The sequence below is a fragment of the Bradyrhizobium sp. JYMT SZCCT0428 genome (genome assembly GCF_018131075.1).
Taxonomy (GTDB): domain Bacteria; phylum Pseudomonadota; class Alphaproteobacteria; order Rhizobiales; family Xanthobacteraceae; genus Bradyrhizobium.
On the sequence record NZ_JAFCLS010000002.1, the window covers coordinates 11,576 to 29,429 of the forward strand.

General features: G+C 57.1%; 14 protein-coding genes, 1 tRNA gene and 1 pseudogene. 7 read left to right on the forward strand and 9 right to left on the reverse strand.

The window, feature by feature from the left end; all coding sequences use genetic code 11:
- Window positions 1-223 precede the first annotated feature (223 nt).
- From JQ575_RS01955 to JQ575_RS01965, 3 genes are all read left to right on the forward strand, one after another.
- Window positions 224-1,393 carry an efflux RND transporter periplasmic adaptor subunit gene (locus JQ575_RS01955; protein WP_212031612.1) on the forward strand — a complete coding sequence of 390 codons (1,170 nt, stop codon included), beginning with the start codon at window positions 224-226 and terminating at the stop codon, window positions 1,391-1,393.
- Entirely contained in the window at window positions 1,390-4,536 is a 3,147-nt protein-coding gene (locus JQ575_RS01960; protein ID WP_212031613.1) for a multidrug efflux RND transporter permease subunit, read from the forward strand. The genes JQ575_RS01955 and JQ575_RS01960 overlap by 4 nt, the downstream gene beginning before the upstream one ends.
- A 123-nt stretch (window positions 4,537-4,659) precedes the next feature.
- The gene (locus JQ575_RS01965) at window positions 4,660-5,238 is read left to right on the forward strand and encodes an invasion associated locus B family protein (RefSeq protein WP_312015868.1); all 579 of its coding nucleotides are present in this window, start codon (window positions 4,660-4,662) and stop codon (window positions 5,236-5,238) included.
- A 12-nt stretch (window positions 5,239-5,250) separates the two neighbouring features.
- Here JQ575_RS01965 and JQ575_RS01970 read toward each other — a convergent pair whose 3' ends face one another.
- Window positions 5,251-5,994, reverse strand: coding sequence for a spermidine synthase (locus tag JQ575_RS01970; protein ID WP_212031614.1), 744 nt, complete (start codon window positions 5,992-5,994; stop codon window positions 5,251-5,253).
- 200 nt (window positions 5,995-6,194) lie between these two features.
- On the opposite strand from JQ575_RS01970, the gene JQ575_RS01975 reads away from it, so the two are divergent.
- Window positions 6,195-6,268: transfer RNA gene (locus JQ575_RS01975), tRNA-Gln, on the forward strand.
- A 433-nt stretch (window positions 6,269-6,701) separates the two neighbouring features.
- Here JQ575_RS01975 and JQ575_RS44335 read toward each other — a convergent pair.
- Window positions 6,702-6,882: pseudogene (locus JQ575_RS44335) on the reverse strand (IS5/IS1182 family transposase); the annotation flags it as partial.
- Between the two features lie 410 nt (window positions 6,883-7,292).
- Here JQ575_RS44335 and JQ575_RS01980 point away from each other — a divergent pair.
- From JQ575_RS01980 to JQ575_RS01990, 3 genes are all read left to right on the forward strand, one after another.
- A complete protein-coding gene (locus tag JQ575_RS01980; RefSeq protein ID WP_212031615.1) occupies window positions 7,293-7,595 on the forward strand; it encodes a hypothetical protein in 303 nt (100 codons plus the stop codon).
- Window positions 7,592-7,945 (forward strand): hypothetical protein, encoded by a 354-nt coding sequence (locus JQ575_RS01985; protein WP_212031616.1) that lies wholly within the window; start codon window positions 7,592-7,594, stop codon window positions 7,943-7,945. The genes JQ575_RS01980 and JQ575_RS01985 overlap by 4 nt, the downstream gene beginning before the upstream one ends.
- Before the next feature lie 621 nt (window positions 7,946-8,566).
- Window positions 8,567-8,788: a hypothetical protein gene (locus tag JQ575_RS01990; protein ID WP_212031617.1), complete on the forward strand. Its 222-nt coding sequence runs from the start codon at window positions 8,567-8,569 to the stop codon at window positions 8,786-8,788.
- Between the two features lie 439 nt (window positions 8,789-9,227).
- Here the strand turns inward: JQ575_RS01990 and JQ575_RS01995 are convergent, their stop codons facing one another.
- The 7 genes from JQ575_RS01995 to JQ575_RS02025 all read right to left on the reverse strand — a co-directional run bounded on the left by JQ575_RS01995 (window position 9,228) and on the right by JQ575_RS02025 (window position 17,760).
- Window positions 9,228-10,262 carry a YeiH family protein gene (locus JQ575_RS01995; protein ID WP_212031618.1) on the reverse strand — a complete coding sequence of 345 codons (1,035 nt, stop codon included), beginning with the start codon at window positions 10,260-10,262 and terminating at the stop codon, window positions 9,228-9,230.
- A 146-nt stretch (window positions 10,263-10,408) separates the two neighbouring features.
- Window positions 10,409-11,155 (reverse strand): enoyl-CoA hydratase/isomerase family protein, encoded by a 747-nt coding sequence (locus JQ575_RS02000; protein WP_212031619.1) that lies wholly within the window; start codon window positions 11,153-11,155, stop codon window positions 10,409-10,411.
- A gap of 13 nt (window positions 11,156-11,168) precedes the next feature.
- Window positions 11,169-13,265: an acetate--CoA ligase family protein gene (locus tag JQ575_RS02005; protein ID WP_212031620.1), complete on the reverse strand. Its 2,097-nt coding sequence runs from the start codon at window positions 13,263-13,265 to the stop codon at window positions 11,169-11,171.
- Window positions 13,266-13,454: 189 nt separating this feature from the next.
- Window positions 13,455-15,074 carry a GMC family oxidoreductase gene (locus JQ575_RS02010; RefSeq protein WP_212031621.1) on the reverse strand — a complete coding sequence of 540 codons (1,620 nt, stop codon included), beginning with the start codon at window positions 15,072-15,074 and terminating at the stop codon, window positions 13,455-13,457.
- Between the two features lie 46 nt (window positions 15,075-15,120).
- On the reverse strand, window positions 15,121-15,876 hold the full coding sequence (locus tag JQ575_RS02015; RefSeq protein WP_212031622.1) for an enoyl-CoA hydratase/isomerase family protein: 756 nt from the start codon (window positions 15,874-15,876) through the stop codon (window positions 15,121-15,123).
- Between the two features lie 117 nt (window positions 15,877-15,993).
- Window positions 15,994-16,566 carry a cysteine dioxygenase gene (locus JQ575_RS02020; RefSeq protein ID WP_212031623.1) on the reverse strand — a complete coding sequence of 191 codons (573 nt, stop codon included), beginning with the start codon at window positions 16,564-16,566 and terminating at the stop codon, window positions 15,994-15,996.
- 3 nt (window positions 16,567-16,569) lie between these two features.
- Window positions 16,570-17,760 (reverse strand): CaiB/BaiF CoA-transferase family protein, encoded by a 1,191-nt coding sequence (locus tag JQ575_RS02025; RefSeq protein WP_212031624.1) that lies wholly within the window; start codon window positions 17,758-17,760, stop codon window positions 16,570-16,572.
- Window positions 17,761-17,854 lie beyond the last annotated feature (94 nt).

Sequence of the window (17,854 nt, forward strand, 5' to 3'; positions counted from 1 at the left end):
CGCTTGATACATTCACCGCGATGCGGTGGGCGAACGCCCGGCGAGTTGCGCAATCGGCAGGCATTGCGGAGCTACATTTTTGATCAAGCTGCCAGCCTCTCAAACCTTTCCAATTGTTTAGGATTCTTCAAGTCTTAGTGTGTTTACAGCCAAACGGCGCGCATATTACACCGGACTTCGCTGGGGACTCGTTTGAATACCCTCCCGAACCCAAGAAGCCTCGATGTCCAAATCGCGCGCGATCCGTCTGTTATTGCTGATCGGTGCAATGGCCGGGCTCGGCTATTTCGGCTGGCAGCGTTTGCATGGCGAAGACCACGCCGCGCAGGCGGCTGGTTCCCAGCAGCGCGCACCGGCCCGCGTCGCCGTCAAGACCGCCGCCGTCGAGAAGGCGGATTTCCCGGTCTATCTGACCGGCCTTGGCACGGTGCAAGGCTTTAATACGGTCCTGGTCCGCACCCGCGTCGATGGCCAGATCAACCGGATCGCCTTCCAGGAGGGCCAGTTCGTCAAGCAGGGCGATACGCTGGTCGAGATCGATCCGCGGCCGTTCCAGGCGACGCTCGATCAGGCCAAGGCCAAGAAAGCCCAGGACGAAGCCAATCTCGCCAACGCCAGTCTCGATTTGCAACGCTTTACCAAGCTCGGCGAATTCGCGACCCGGCAGCAAACCGATACCCAGCGCTCCACCGTCGCGCAGCTGACGGCGCAGATCGAGGCCGATGCCGCGGCCATTTTCAATGCGCAAACCCAGCTCGACTACGCCACCATCAAGGCGCCGATCTCCGGGGTTGCGGGCCTGCGCCAGGTCGACGTCGGCAACATCGTCAATGCCGCGACCCAGACCGGCATCGTGACCATCGCGCAGATCGAGCCGATCGCCGTGATCTTCACCGCCCCCGAAGATCAGCTGCCCGATATCAGGGCTGCACTTGCGGCGGCGCCGCCGGAGACGATCGCGCTGTCGACCGACGGCAAGCGCGTGCTGTCGACGGGAACGCTGGCGCTGATCAACAACCAGGTCGACACCACGAGCGGCACGATCCGGCTCAAGGCGCTGTTCGACAACAAGGATCATGCGCTGTGGCCGGGCCAGTCGGTTTCGACCCGGCTTTTGATTGCGACGCTGAAGGACGCCACCGTGGTGCCCGACGATGCGGTTCAGCATGGAGCCGACGGCCTCTACGCCTTTACGGTCGACCAGGACAACAAGGCCGCCCTGCGCAAGATCAAGGTGACGCGGTCGATCGACGGCCGCTCCGTGATCGATGAGGGATTGTCGCCCGGCGAGCAGGTAATCACGGCAGGCCAATACAAGGTGCAGCCGGGCACGCTGGTTTCGACCGCGGTCGCAAGTTCGGACCCGGTGCCGGCCAAGGTCGGCCAAAAATGAGCGGCGGAATCTCCGCACCCTTCATTCGCTACCCCATCGGCACCTCGCTGATGATGGCCGGCATCCTGTTCATCGGTCTCGTCGCCTATCCGCTGCTGCCGGTGGCCCCGCTGCCGCAGGTCGATTTTCCAACGATCCAGGTCTCCGCCAGCCTGCCGGGCGGCAGTCCGGAGACCATGGCCTCGTCGGTGGCGCAGCCGCTGGAGCGCCAGCTCGCGCAAATTCCCGGCATCGCGCAGATGACCTCGACCAGCTATCTCGGCACGTCAGCGGTCACCATCCAGTTCGATCTCAACCGTTCGATCGACGGCGCCGCCAACGACGTGCAGGCCGCGATCAACGCCGCCGGCGGCCAATTGCCGAAGAACCTCCCCTCGCCGCCGACCTATCGCAAGGTCAACCCGGCGGATTCGCCGATCCTGCTGCTGTCGGCGACGTCGGACACGCTGCCGCTGACATCAGTCAGCGATGCCGTCGACACCCAGCTCGCCCAGCAGATCAGCCAGATCTCGGGCGTCGCCCAGGTCATCATTGGCGGGCAACAAAAACCCGCGATCCGCATCCAGATCGATCCCGCCAAGCTGGTCGCCAAGGGCCTGTCGATGGAGGATGTGCGCAGCCAGATCGCGATCACCACCGTCGACAGCCCGAAGGGCAATATCGACGGCGCCACCCGCGCCTACACCATCTATGCCAACGACCAGCTGCTCGATTCCAAGAACTGGAACGACGTCATCATCGCCTATCGCAATGGCGGTCCGCTGCGGGTTCGCGATATCGGCCAGGCCGTCACCGGCCCGGAAGACGCCAAGCAGGCGGCCTGGGCCAACGGCAAGCGCGGCGTGTTCCTCGTCGTGTTCAAACAGCCCGGCGCCAACGTCATCGACACCGTCGACAAGATCAAGGCGACGCTGCCGCGGCTGGTCGCGGCGATCCCGCCTGCGATCAAGATCGAGGTCATCAGCGACCGCACCCAGACCATCCGCGCCGCGGTCGAGGACGTGCAATTCACGCTGCTTCTGACCATCGCGCTGGTCGTGATGGTAATCTTCATCTTCCTGCGCAGCTTCTGGGCCACCGTGATCCCGACCATCACGGTGCCACTGGCCTTGCTCGGCGCCTGCGCGCTGATGTGGGTATTCGGCTATTCGCTCGACAATCTGTCGTTGATGGCGCTCACCATCGCCGTCGGCTTCGTCGTCGACGACGCCATCGTGATGCTGGAGAACATCACCCGCTATATCGAGGAAGGCGAAACGCCGATGGCCGCCGCCTTCAAGGGCGCCAGCGAAATCGGCTTCACCATCGTTTCGATCTCGATTTCGCTGGTCGCGGTGCTGATCCCGCTGCTGCTGATGGGCGGCATCATCGGCCGGCTGTTCCGTGAATTCGCGGTCACGCTGGCGATGACGATCTTCGTATCGATGATCGTATCCTTGACGCTGACGCCGATGATGGCCTCGCGCTTCCTCAGGTCGCATCATGAGACCAGGCATGGCCGCTTCTACCAATGGAGCGAAAGCGCGTTCGACGCCATGCTTCGCGCCTATGAGCGCGGGCTCGATCTTGCGCTGCGCTGGAAATTCACGACGCTGATGATCTTCTTCGCCACGCTCGGATTGTCGGTCTACCTGTTCGTGATCATCCCGAAAGGTTTCTTCCCGCAGCAGGACGTCGGCCTGATCACCGCCACGTCCGAGGCCAGCCAGGACATCTCGTTCGCCGACATGAAGCGCCACCAGGAGGAGCTCGGCAAGATCGTGATGGCCGACCCTGACGTCGCGACCATCGCCATGAACATTGGCGGCAGCGGCAGGGCCGGCAACAACGGCAACATGTTCATCACGCTGAAGCCGCGCAACGAGCGCAAGGCGTCAGCGCAGGAGATCATCGCCCGGCTGCGCCCCAAACTGGACAAGGTCGAGGGCGCCCGGCTCTATATGCAGGCGGCGCAGGACGTGCGGCTGGGCGGCCGGCCGACGCGAACCCAGTTCGAATTCACGCTGCAGGACGCCAATCTGGCCGAACTGAACGAATGGGCGCCGAAGATCCTGGCCAAGATGCAGACGCTGCCCGAACTGCGCGACGTCGCGACCGACCAGCAGACCAACGGCACCACGGTGGAACTGAAGATCAATCGCGACACCGCCTCGCGCTACGGCATCCAGCCGCAATTGATCGACGACACGCTGTACGACGCCTTTGGCCAGCGCCAGGTGACGCAGTACTTCACACAGCTCAACAGCTATCACGTGATCCTCGAGGTGTTGCCGGAATTGCAGGGCAGCATCGACACCCTGAACAAGATCTATGTGAAGTCCCCGACGACAGGCGACCAGGTGCCGCTGTCGACGTTTGCGAAATGGACCAGCGTGCCGGTGCGGCCGCTGTCGATCAGCCACCAGGGCCAGTTCCCGGCGATCACGATCAGCTTCAACCTCGGCCAGGGCGTGGCGCTGGGCCAGGCGACCAACGCGGTTCAGAAGGCGATGGTCGAGATCGGCGCGCCGACGACGCTCAACTCGAGTTTCCAGGGCACCGCGCAGGCCTTCCAGCAATCGCTCGGCACCGTGCCGCTGCTGATCCTCGCGGCCCTCGTGGTCGTCTATCTGATCCTCGGCATTCTCTATGAGAGCTATATCCACCCGATCACGATCCTGTCGACGCTGCCGTCGGCCGGCGTCGGGGCGCTGGCGATCCTGATGCTGTTCGGATTTGACTTCAGCCTGATCGCGCTGATCGGCATCGTTCTGTTGATCGGCATCGTGAAGAAGAACGGCATCATGATGGTCGATTTTGCGATTACGGCCGAGCGCGACGAGCAGCTGGAGCCGGAGGCCGCGATCCGAAAGGCGGCGCTGCTGCGCTTCCGCCCCATTATGATGACGACGATGGCAGCCCTGCTCGGCGGCGTGCCGCTGATGCTCGGCACCGGTACCGGATCGGAAATCCGCCAGCCGCTCGGCTATGCCATGGTCGGCGGCCTCATCGTCAGCCAGGCGCTGACGCTGTTCACGACGCCGGTGATCTATCTCTATCTCGACCGGCTCTCCAATGCGTTTGCGCGCTGGGGACGACCGGCGCATCCCGATCACGAAGCCGATCCGGAACAACAGGGCGCGGTCAAGCAAGCCGCCGAGTGAACCGGCTTTGCGCGTGATGGATTGCCAGTGATTTAACCCTGCAAGCGATCTGGCTGGCGAGTTACTTGACTTTGCGCCCCTGACGGCACATCCGAGAGCGACATATTTCGGAGCCGGATCACAGTGAAAATTTCAGCAACGCTCGCATTCGCCGTCGCCGTTTCGTTTGCCTCGCCCGGCTTCGCCCAGGCGCCGCAGGCACCCAAGGCCAAGTCGGCGCCGCGTGCAGCCCAGGCAACGCCATCGCCGACTCCTACCCCGCAGGCCGATGCAGCGCCGGCCAACACCCCCGCCCCTCCCGGCTGGGTTGCGCGCTGCTCTAGCCCAAGCCGCGACGCGCCGCTCGAATGCGCGGTCGAACAAAGCGCGGTTCTGACCAAGACCGGACAGGTGATCGTGCTGCTCAACATCCGCGTCGCCGGCGACAACCGCCAGCCGATCGCCATCATCCAGTTGCCGCTTGGATTAAACCTGCCGGCGGGCGCCAAGCTCCAGGTCGACGACGGCAAGGTTTCGGATCTGCAGATCCAGACCTGCGAGCAACGCGGCTGCTACGCCAACAGCCCGATCCCGGCGGATATGCTGGCGGCGATGAAATCCGGCAAGCAACTCAAAGTGTCGTTCCAGAACATGGCCAAGGAAAGCATCACCATTCCGATGCCGCTCGCCGACTTCGCCGCGGCCTACGACAAGATCAAGTAACGGCGCGACGGCTCAGGCGACCGCCCCCGGCAGCGGCAACTCCGCTTTGACGGCCACATAGACGGTGTTGCTGGCATCGTGATCCCCGCGCCAATTGTCGAAAGTCACGACATGGGTTGTCGAGGTCGCAAAGGCGCCGGCCAGCACGCGTTCGAATGCATCGTCGGGTGGATCGTTCGACCACAGCGCGAATACCCCGCCCGGCTGCAGATGGCCGGCGAGTTGTGCCAGCCCTTCCGGCTCGTACAGCGCGGCGTGCCGCGGATGCAGCAGCTTGCGCGGCGAGTGATCGATATCGACCAGCACAGCATCGAAACGGCGGCCCTGTGAAGCCGTATCGAAGCCTTCGGCGGAAGACGACATCGCGAAGAAATCGCCATGGGCCAGGCGGCAGCGCGGATCGCCGGTGAGTTCCTTGCCGAGCGGCAGCAATCCCTGCTCGTGCCATTCGATCACCTCGGAAAGCGCATCGACCACGATCAACGATCGCACCCCGGCGTTTTCGAGCACCGCGCGCGCGGTGTAGCCGAGCCCGAGGCCACCGACCACCACGTCCAGATCCGCGCGACCATGCGCCGCGAGGCCAAGCCGGGCCAGTTCGATTTCGGCCAACGTGAATTGGCTCGACATCAGAAACTCGTCGCCGAGCTTGATTTCATAAACATCGATATCGGACATCGGCCGCCTGCGCCGCCGCAGGCTGAGCACGCCCATCGGCGTCGGGCGAAAGTCCAGTTCTTCGAACGAAAGGCTCATCGGCCAAGGCCTGACTGCGGCCCGGCCGCGTCGTAAAATACCGGCGGATTTTCCGGTCCCCATGCAACAACGCCTTCCCCGCGCGCTTGCCAAGGGCGCAAGGTAGCGAGTAGAAGGGCGCCAGTTCGCCGGATTCTTGAAATCCGGGCGCGAGAAATTGCCAGCCGACTCGCTAAGTCATTGATTCGTTGAGCAATTCTTGGGGAATGGTGTAACGGTAGCACAACAGACTCTGACTCTGTTTGTCTAGGTTCGAATCCTAGTTCCCCAGCCAGCTAAGCCATTTGAAAACAAAGACTTTTCAATTCTGGAACTTTGAGCGACTAGAATACAGCCCGACCAAAATGGACAAAAAGGGTCCATCGCTGGTGAAAAGTTACGGCAGAGTTACGGCAAGTGTTCGCACTGTGTTCTGACAACTGAAAATAGTGATCGCCTCCACTTAAATCTAAGCCCGGCCATAAGGCCAAGGCTACAATTCAGCAATGCGGTGATATCGAAACTGGGTCGCGCGGGCGTGCGCAACACAGCTTTCAAATCTTGCTCTAAAGACTACTCCATCGGTAGGATTCCGCAGTAGAAGCGCCTTCTGTTGTTGGCAGATTTGTTGCAAAAGTCGCTTGCTGCTGATCGTGGATCGTCAGTCACCTCGTTGGAAGTGCCGGCGTTGATCTGCCGGCCCTAACGCCCTCTACGCAACTCCAACGCTACGCGACGCACAGAACTTCGGCGGGTGGTGACCGAGCAACCAGCGATGCGAGCCGTCGCAGGTTCTGGGCGATTGCGGCCAGAATGAACTCATCCTGAGCACCTCGCAGTCGAAGCCGACCCCAGGTTCAAGATACGCTTCAAGTGTGCGGACCTCATCTCGATCTTCAGTGTCCGCAAGCGAACGAGCAACATCTCAGGCGGGTTTGTGGATGTCGCGCGGGATCTTGCGCACACGGCCTTACGGCAGCACGGGGGGGTGATCTGGCGTACATCGCACTCGAGCTTGCTGGCGCGATACAGAAGCGTCTTGCCCTCGTGCCCGGTACCACTCGTATCCCGCCTGAGCAGTGGTCAACACGATCGACCTGGATTTTTGACAAACTGCAGCAATGCCCACGGTTGAAAACCGAGTCCATTTTTACTTCAGATCCCAGAGTAACGGATTTCTCTCCGTGGGTTGCAGGTTCGAATCCTCACATCGTGGATTCGCATCCCGAGCTAAATGTCCCAACGACATTACGCGAATCAGCAAAACATGATGCAATGAAGGTCTAAGAAGTTTGACGTAGGGTCGAAGACTGAGACGGATGTCAATCTCATCGCGCTTGCTTTTGCAAGTCTGTATTGGCGTCTCGCAAGATGTTGATCATATGGACATCAAGCGACAAGTTTCTGAAGCTGCGATCTGGGCTAAATTGACCCGGCCAGAGCAACGCGCGCTGATCAAGCTTTTCGGCGGTGGCAGTTTGCGAAATGAAGCTTTTGCAGTCGTCACTAGGTTGCGTATGCTTGGCATTGTAGACGAAAACGAGGCACTTTCGTTGCCAGGACTGCGGGTGCTGACGTTTGTGATACGACGTCACCAGGAGTCAATGCGTCAATCGTCGTGAAGCAGGCATTCAGGAGCAAGATTTTCCCTTTAAAGGGCCCGATCCAATGGCCCAACCTAGTGCTGCTAGATCATTCTTTGATCGCTAGGCCATTCACTAGGATCGAGACACTTGGCGATGCGATAAGGTTCCTGGCAACGCTCGATCGGGATGTGCGCGCACAAACTCATTGGTATCGCGCCATTCATTCAGTTGGCGTCGCCATTAGGGAGCCGCGATATCTCACCATTACCACCTTGAATCTTCAGTTGGCTTTGGCCATGGACCATCTACTTTTGAGCGATCCGCTGGTTTCTCCTCAACCGATTGAAGGCGCGCCAAACAACGTTGATGTCCTTCATTACCGCTGAGGCGACCCCGCAAGCGAGGGCGGTTAATTTCTCGTTAAGCCCTCCAATCAAATCCAGCGCGAAACGAGACCTACCCCTTAAAATTTAATGATTATTGTCTCCGCAAGAATACCAGGGCGGAACAATGAGAACTTCGGACAGCCTACAGATCGACAGCTTACACTGCCGCGCAATCTGCGAAGAAATCGGGGAACGGCTCCGCACCATTTTGCGTCCAGAAAACGGCGATCTTCCAACTCGACTTCAAATTCTCATGGATCGACTTGCTGATGGATCGCGAACCCGCTCCGTCAATCGTGCCGGATATTGACGATATGGTTTGGAAACCCGTCACCCCGTCGCGCTCAGTCACTCACCAAGCCGCCTAATGGAAAAAAACCGCCGGGGTAAACCGGCGGGCTTTTTTCAAAGACATCCCGTATCGCACCGGCGGGAGCGATGGATCGAGTTGGATCGGGTACGCTCGCTACGCGGATCAAATGCAGCCGCCGCCCACACCCTTGAGAGCCCCACAAAGACCGGCACCCCCGATTGAGAAACTGCGGGCGGTGACATTGCTTTTGTACCGCATAGTTAGTTAGGGGGCTCCGGCGCCACATTGTCATGCACGCGGCAGGCGGCATGCAGCGCTACGAAAGTGTCGCGGTCGAGCACCATCGGACTGATGAAATTGCGCCGGCCAGCATCAACGGGCTTTTTCCACAGTCTAGTGTTGAAGCGTTGGCATGGAACCATTTGCGATTTCCGCTGCCTGGTCTGTGCCATGTGAATGTAGCTCTTCGCCTAACGGTGCAGCCGCTGATGAAGGCCAAGAATAACGTAGATAGGGCGTTTTCAATCTAACTGAGCTGCGTCATGCCCCGCGAGTCAGGACGAAATTTGACGACCGCTTTGCGCCAGAAGCGGCCGGTCAAGAGTACTCTCTTGGGAGCGTTAGACAAATTCAGACCTACTCCCGGCTGTTCTCCGCGCACGGCGGAGATGGTGCGAAAGTGCCGTAGTGCAATCGGAACTAAATTACTGTTCGTACAGGTTGAATACCGCCTGTTCAGACCTAGGACTCTGCGCGCCCTACCGCGTGGCCCCTCGAAGGTCTGGCTGAAGTCAAAAAAACCCGTTCAGCGAGGCCGTGCAGCGCGAGCGAAGAAGAGGCGGCGCATTGGTTATTGCCTTCGCTTAATAGTTGCGCTTGGACCGACCCAACAGAATGCTGAAGCGGGAGCGCATGATCACGTGCTATCCGATGTTGCTCTAGACCGTCAAACGGTACCGGGACTCGCGGTCACTTAAAAAGATGAACAAGCGTCAGGCTAAGAGCAAGCAAAAGAATTAAAGATAGCGTGACCGCGGCGGTTACTTTGCCTCCAACATTGGCAAGTACACGAACATCTACACCAAGTCCGAGCGCAGCCATGGAGACAATAGTTAATAAGCTGGTGATCACTGTCAGGGGACCGGCTAAGCTGCTGGGAACGAGCCCAAACGATCGTAATGTCCCCAATACAAGAAATCCTACGATGAACCAGGGGACTAGACGAAAGACGCGGCCTCCGTGCGGGTGCGTTGCGCCACCGTAGCGGCGTAGGGCGAGCAACGAAAGCCCAATGACGATCGGCCCCAACATCAGGACGCGCATCAACTTTACGAGTGTGCCGATCTGCGTGCTGACAATTCCTGCCGGAACGGTTGCAGCCAAGACCTGGGGAACAGCGTAAACGGTCAGGCCCGCTAAAATGCCGTATTGCGTCTCAGACAGATGCAGAAGAGGAATGAATAACGGCAAACCAAGTACCATAATCACGCCAAGTACGGCGGTAAACGAAATGGAAGAGGCAATTTCGTTCCCGTCAGCGCGGATAATCGGAGCGACCGCGGCGATCGCAGAGTTTCCGCAAATAGAGTTTCCGCAGGCAATGAGAATCGACAGCTTTTCCGATAGCCCGAGCATTCGGCAGAGCCAGAAGCTAGCGCAAAGGGACAGTGAAACGATGGCCGCAATCGCGACAAGCAGAGTCATGCCGGATGCAGCAATGGCTGCAAAGCTCACGGAAGCACCAAGCAACATCACCGCGAATTCTAATAGCTGTTTAGCGCTAAAAGCGATACCCGACCGCCAGCGTTCCGGCGGCATCCAAAAACTGCGGATCGTCATACCGAGCAGGATCGCCAGCACTAGCGCCTCGACAAAGGGGTGCCCGAAAGCATGCCTTTCAGCTGCTTCCAACACGGCAGAAACGCAAGCGACGCCCGTGCAGAGAAGGATGCCCGGAATAAGCGCCGTCGCTTGCGCCCGGGCAGTGGACCTGACAATGGCCATTCAACAAACCCCACTTTAGGCCACTTGGCTCTCCCGACGAAAGCAACGGTGCGCAGGAACCCCCAGCGAACGTTTCAGCCGGCCTCGCACTCGGAGGCCGATTCCTTCAGAAGATTTGGCTCCCGAAAGCGGTTAGATTTGACTGATTATCGACCCTTAAAAACTGGCTTGCGCTTTTCCTTAAACGCAAGGACGCCCTCTTTGCGATCATCGCTCAACGATACTGTTTCCAGTAGGCGACGAGCATCGCACATACGATCCAGAGGGCTCTTGGGAAGAGTTTCGTCAGCAAGCCGCTTTAGCGCTTGAATTACCAGCGGTGCACTTCCCGCAATCTTCTCCGCCATGACTTTCGCGGCCGCCAACTGCTGTCCAACCGGCACGATTTTATTCACAAATCCACATTGGTAGGCGCGTTCTACGGATAGTTCGTCGCCGCACAAAAGGAATTCCATGGCTACCTTATGCGGGAGCCGTGACACGACAGATGATATGAGTCCACCTGTCACGCCGACCTTAGCCTCCGGATAGTAGAACTTTGTGTTTTCAGTAGCGATGCAGAGGTCCGCCATTTGAGGAAGTATGAATGCGCCTCCTACAACCCATCCTGACACCGCCGCGATCACCGGCTTCCCAATATCAACGCCGGCAACGGGCATACCGTGCCAAAGGTTGGGAGGAAGATCCCTAAAGTCCGCCCCTACACTAAAATAGTTGTCGTCTGACGACGTTAAGATAGCTACACGATCTTCACTGTCACGGAATCTAATCCAGGCCGACCGCAGTCCATCGATCATCGCGGGATTCAGCGCATTCTTTTTCTCTGGTCTGTTAAGGGTCACAACCGCGACCCCTTCGTTGCTTTCGTAGCTGATTACACTGGTGTCATTCATTGCTTCCTCCATGCTAGGCGATCACTGCGGCAGCATCGACTGCGACTGCACCTTCGCCTTGTTTTTTCACAATAAGCGGATTGACGTCGATCTCGATAAGCTTGCTTCCCATGTCAGCGGCGAGCCACGAGAGGCGCGATACTGCTTGAGCAGCAGAATCTGCATCGGCTACGTTGCGGCCGCGAGCTCCGTTCAGCAATGGCCACAACTTAAGGCTCATAATCATCTTTTTTGCTGTGGCAGTATCAATCGGCGCAGCTGCTATTGCTACGTCACGCAGGATTTCAACAAAAATTCCGCCAAACCCTACGGTGACTAAAGGCCCATATTCGGGATCGAAGCGCGCTCCCATGAAAAGCTCCGCTTCACCTATTACCATTTCCTGAATGGTGACGCCTTCCGCTCCCTCGGGGTCCTTGTCGCGTAATATGCGAAATACGTCTTCACAAGCCGAACGTACTTCCGATTCGGACTCCAAGCCGACCCTTACGATGTTGGCCTCCGACTTGTGGAGAATGTTACGAGATACCCCCTTCACGACAGCGGGTAGAGCCAGCTGCTTGAGGCCGCTAAGCCCGGCTTCGTTGGCTATGCGAACCTCACCTGCGGTACTGATACCGTAAGCGGCTACGAGCGCTTTTGCCTCGGATTCAGTTAGTTGGCCGCTCCGCGGATCAGGTAATGCCGATACGCCCGGAGGACGAGTTGTTAAAGCGCGCAGACCTTCCAATTTCTGGTTTCCCACCTCATGCAGCAGCTCCAGTATTGTGAATGCATCTGCGAGGTTGTCCACAAACGGGTAGTTGGCCTCATGCAACACCTTCCGTACCGGCTGAGCCATGCTGCCCGCGAGAAGTGTGAATAGAATCGGCTTTTTCGTGCGTCGCGATATTTCAGGAACAATGGCAGCATAGTCGGTCATGCGGGGCGAAGTTGTCATCGCGTAGACAACTGATGAGACATCATCGTCGTCCAGCATGGTCTCCAAGACGCTAATGATGCCCTGACGTGAGGTGCCGCCACGGAACGCCCCAGTATCAACAGGAATATGCGCATCCTCAGCCGGCATCCACTCTTCAAGCTTCTGCTTGGTTACGTCACTCACATTTGGCAATCGGAGAGAGCGACCAACGAGTTGGTCTGCGAAATTAGCAGTACTTCCTCCAGATGAGCCGATGGCCGCAATACCCGCCGGCTTACCGGCTGCGTTTGGCAACCTAACCAACATGTCGGCAGCCAGAATCATCACGTAAGGATCTTGGGCCACTACAACGCCATTGGCAGCGCAATACGCTTCAAACGCATCGTACGAACCTGCCAGGCTGCCGGTGTGGGACTGGCCAATGGCGGCGCCTGCCACACTACGTCCCGCCTTGACTGCAAGCACGGGCTTTCCGGCCGCGAATGCACGGCGAGCGAGCTCGAAGAATCGACCACGGTCTTTGATTCCTTCGATATAGAGGCAAATAGCCTGCGTCTTCTCATCCGCGATAAGATACTCGAAAAAATCGCAGAGCTCGAGATCGGCTTGATTCCCGACTGAAATGCAGCGACTAAATCCCACGCCGTAGTCACTACACCTTGCCATCATGGTGCCCATTAAAGCACCGCTCTGGCTAACGATTCCAACCCCACCAGGTCTTAATGTCGGAACTTCCATCGCCAGCGACGATGTCAACGCAACATTATCGATGGCATTTACTATTCCGAGGCAATTCGGACCCAACAAGCGCATTCCAGCCGCCGCAGCTGTTCTGACTACCTTGTTTTGTAAGCTGTCCCCGCCAGCATCCACCTCATCAAGCATGCCCGTTATCAAGACAGCGGATTTGATGCCCACGCTGGCGCAAAGTTCGATCTGCTCCAACATCGCCTTTGCCGGAACAACAATGACTACAACATCAGGTATGCAACCGACGTCCTTGATGCTGGGGTAGCAAGGCAAGCCTTGCAATTCGGTGGCCTTGGAATTGATCGGGAGAATTTTGCCCGGGAAGCCATGCTTCTTTAAATAGTGAACAATGCGACCACCAAACTTGTCGAGCCCTTCCGACGCTCCGATGACGGCCACGATATTTGGGGAAATCATGGATTGCAAAGCAGAATTCATCGCCTCACCCGTTGTTCCAATATTTGATACGCTGTATCAAGATTTGCCACAGCACTAACACCCTATTTGAATGAGTGTCAATCTAGCGGACGGGTGCCTGCCAAAACGCGGGCGCTCACGTTGCATGAACAGCAAGTTCAACAACCCGGCTTTACGTGACGCTCTCGTGTTTCAATCAGCGACGGATCTTCACCCCGTCGAAGCTTCCTTCAAGATCATATCCGAAGCTTTTTCCGCAATCATGATCGTGGGTGCGTTTGTATTTCCTGCCACGACCCGAGGCATAACCGACGCGTCAACGACACGTAACGATCGCACTCCATTGACGTTCAACTTTGCGTCGACAACTGCGCCGGGATCCGAGCCCATACGGCACGTTCCGACTGGGTGGAGGTTGGGATAACCCAACTGGCGAATAAAGGCTTCCAGGTCCCGCTCACTCTCAACATTCAGACCGGGTTGGATTTCCTCCGTGATTAACGGCTTTAGAGCCGGTTGCTGGGCAATCTTACGGATCATTTGGATCCCGCCAACCATCGCGTCTAAATCGTAGATGGTCGAGAGGCATCTAAAATGTATGGCGGGTGCGGCCATAGGATCAGAGCTCTTTAGCAGCACTTCCCCGCGGCTCTCTGGCTTCAGGTGGACAGGGCTTATGGTCAGCCCCGGGAAGGGATGTGGCACTGCGCCATCGCGAGTTCGCTTTGCAACGCTCCAAGCATTCATGTTCAGCTGTAGGTCAGGCCGCTCAAGCCGCTCATCACTGCGGACAAATGCCCCCGCAAAGATTCCATTGATGGAAAGCGGACCCGATCGGAGAGCTAAATACTGAAGGCCCGCTGCAAGCTTCTTTGGCCAGCTACGCGAGAGATCATTCAAGGTGATCGGTTTGCTGCATCGAAACATTAGCTGAACAAAGAAGTGATCGTGCAGATTTTTCCCAACGGTTGGCAAGTCATGGATAACGTCGATACCGGCCCCTCGAAGGTGATCGCCGGGACCAATTCCTGAAAGCATAAGCAACTGAGGGGAACCAAAAACGCCACCTGATACCAATACTTCGCGCCGCGCGCGTGCTGTCTCCAATCCAGCAGCGGTTCGGTATTCTACACCGACAGCTCGTCGTTCCTCGAGTAAGACGCGAGTTGCGTGAGCATTTGTAACGACGTGCAAATTCGGACGATTCCGCGCCGATTTGAGGTAAGCTGTCGCCGTGCTCCAACGCTTCCCGCGAAAGCTGTTGGTTTGATAGTATCCAATTCCCTCCTGGGAGGCGCCGTTGAAATCACCGTTCGGCGATATGCCGGCCTGAATTCCAGCCTCTATGAACGCGTCGGCCAGGGGATGCGTCTCTTGGTGATCCGAGACTTTCAGCGGACCACCAATTCCATGAAAATGATCGCGCCCCCTACTCTGATCTTCTGCCTTTTTGAAATAGGGCAGTACTTCGTCGTAGCTCCATCCGGAGCATCCTAACTGTTGCCATTCATCGTAGTCCCGGGCGTGTCCGCGAATGTAAACCATGCCATTGATGGAACTCGACCCTCCAAGAACCTTCCCGCGTGGTGTATAAGCTGTACGATTGCCAAGCTCCGCCACGGGCTCACTTTCGAACATCCAATTCACTTTTGGATTGCTGAATAAGAACGGGAAGCCGAGCGGAGTGTGAATCCAGAATCCTTTATCTTCACCGCCGGCTTCGAGCAGCAATACGCTATGCGTTCCGGATTCACTTAGTCGAGCGGCCAAGACACAACCAGCTGAGCCAGCGCCGGTTATGATAAAATCGTAAACAGTACCGTTCCCCAAAAGCGTCCCCCTATTGTTCGGCGCACGTACGAGGCTCGCCGTTTCCTCAAGTCTTCTGTTTTGCTGTAACGCGCGCCTTGTATGACAAGATTCTATCGCGCAGCCCTGGCAACGCCGCGGATCGAACGAGAGACGCGAGTTGCGTATCTTTATTGCTCGAGCTAGTCGCGCAATTTACCGCAGCCAATGTCGTCCCGCCAAGCAATTGAAGTCTATCAACAATGCCGGTCACGATACCTTCGACGGATTCTTCTTTTTCTACGTCGGTGGTGAGCCGAATGGACTGCGCATCTTCTGCGCTCAAGACCTCGCCAAGAGTCACAATGCGCCGCGCATTATCTCTTCCTACACGAGATTGTAGTCGCGCGGTTCCGAGAACCAGTCCGAAGCCCGCGCCGGGGAAGCTAAAGGTCGATCCTTCAATAGCGATCCTTCTATCACAGGCAGCAAACAGATCTGCGCCGGCTCCAACTACGCGCCCTTTTCCGACGGCTATTGTTGTTAATTTGGCCTCATAGACGCTCTGAAGAAACTCCTCAATCTCAATGAATCGGAGGAGCAGATCACCATCCGAGCATTCATCGACATCCGACAAGTCAAATCCGGTGCAGAAGTGCCTTCCCTCTCCCATGAACGCAACGCCTAACGCGCCCGCTGAAATCAGTGCGGCTAAACCTTGCGAAAGTTCTTGGACCATGATCGGGCTGAGCGCATTTCCGCGTTCGGGCCTGGAAAGAATCAAACGGCCTAAACCGCTATTCAGCTCCATCTTGATGCTGGCGAAGCGCGGAAATTGTTCCATTCAAGGACTTTATTTAGAGCGAGTTACTAGGTTTGAGAGCGGCAAAGCGGCGCTGTCGAGCGACGCTAAACGCATTCCATCGAAGCACGTCGGATTTTCATCAGCGGATAAGCTTGACTATGGCGTCCAGAGGTTAGGCGTCGTACTTAGCGAGTATCCGCTGGTAAACGGCTTTACCTCACCGTCCGGCTTGAATGCATGGCGCGAGATTGACCCAATGTTGCCACCGTACAAATGGATCGACACTGAAACGTTGTGCGCCCGGCCATTCTTAACCTTGTGTATATCCCCGATTGTTGGCGACACAGCGTCGATAGCACCAGCTTCCAGGAATTCGAGATCGCCATGTTTCTGTAGTTGGCCATCTTCAAATTCGTACCGCTGAGACACCTCCGAGCCACGTAAAACCCCAAGGAGTCCCCATACGGTATGATCGTGGATGGGTGTTTCTTGGCCGGGTCCCCAGACAAAGCTAACGACTGAAAACCGCTGCTTAATATCACAATGGAGTAAATACTGCTGGTAGAAGTTCGGATTCGCTTGCGAATACGCATCCGGCAGCCAAGTATCTCGCAACAAGAGATCACTCATCAAAGGGCGCGCAGCTTCCAGCATAGTGGACTCGGCAAGCCCTCGATCGGCAAGGTTGGTAAGCTCGCAGACGAAGTCACGAAATGGCCGTATGCTCATTGGTTAACTCCCTGCGCGCCGTTGGAGCTGGCCCCCTTCAAGTAGGAATTCGCTATTGTGAGCCCCAAGAGCCGGCGGGTCCAGACGAATTGGCGGTGAAACCCCATTGATTCGAACAGGGCAGCCAAACGTTTTAGTCCTACTGCCCGACGGCAGTGCAATATCCTGAACCCAATCCATTGCAATGACTTGAGGGTCGTCCAATGCCTGCGCGTAGCTATTAATTAGCCCACAAGGCACACCCAACTGTTGAAATTGAGCCACCCACTCTCCAGCGTTGCGAGTTCCAAAGACGCCTTCCAGAATTGCTCGCAGCTCACGCTGATTTTTCGCTCGATCAGAATTAGTCAAGAACCGCGGATCCCGCGATAACTCTTCCATCTTCACAACAGAACAAACTGTCGTCCAAAGTTTATTGTTTCCGGCGGCCAACACGAACCAATCGTCCTTCGCCTGAAATGCTTCGTATGGCGCGTTGCGCGGATGAGCTGCGCCCAACCTTTTTGGCACCCGTCCTGTTCCGAAATATTCGGACGTCTGTAGCGCAGCGATCGCAAGCGTTGCCCCGAGAAGAGAAATGTCGATGTGCTGTCCTTGTCCCGATTGCGAAGCAAGTCGGAGTGCTGCGGCGACAGAGAAGGCCGCGTATAGTCCGGACGAGAAGTCACTTATTGGTACGCCGCACTTCACCGGCCCACCATCCGGCTCACCCGTCACACTCATTACACCAGCGATCGCCTGTATAGTGACGTCGAATCCACCCTCTTGAGAGCGAGGCCCGTCCTGTCCAAATCCCGAAATCGAGCAATACACAACCTTGGGATTATCTGACGCTACGGAGGCGTATCCTAGACCAAGCCGGTCCATTACGCCCGGACGGTTATTCTCAACGACAACATCAGCTGTTCGGCAGAGATGCTTGGCCACCAGAAGGTCGTCAGGATGTTTTAGATCCAGAGCGACAGACCGCTTGTTTCGATTCAAGGATGCGAAATTTTCGCTGTAGCCATCCCGGTGCGGAGGCCAGCTGCGCAAACCATCGCCGCCATCCGGGTTCTCTATTTTAACGACGTCGGCGCCAAAGTCAGCGAGCAGCATTCCGCAAAATGGGCCAGCCGCAATTTGACAAAATTCGATTACTCGGATTCCGGCGAGAGGAAGCTGAGCTGAGTTGGAGCTGGAGCTGGATATCATGCACTCAATTCCGATTCTCTGTCGTTTCATTATTTGGAACGCCGTATCATATTCTTAATAATCCACCTACCGAGCTGCGTCAAGTGAAAGACGG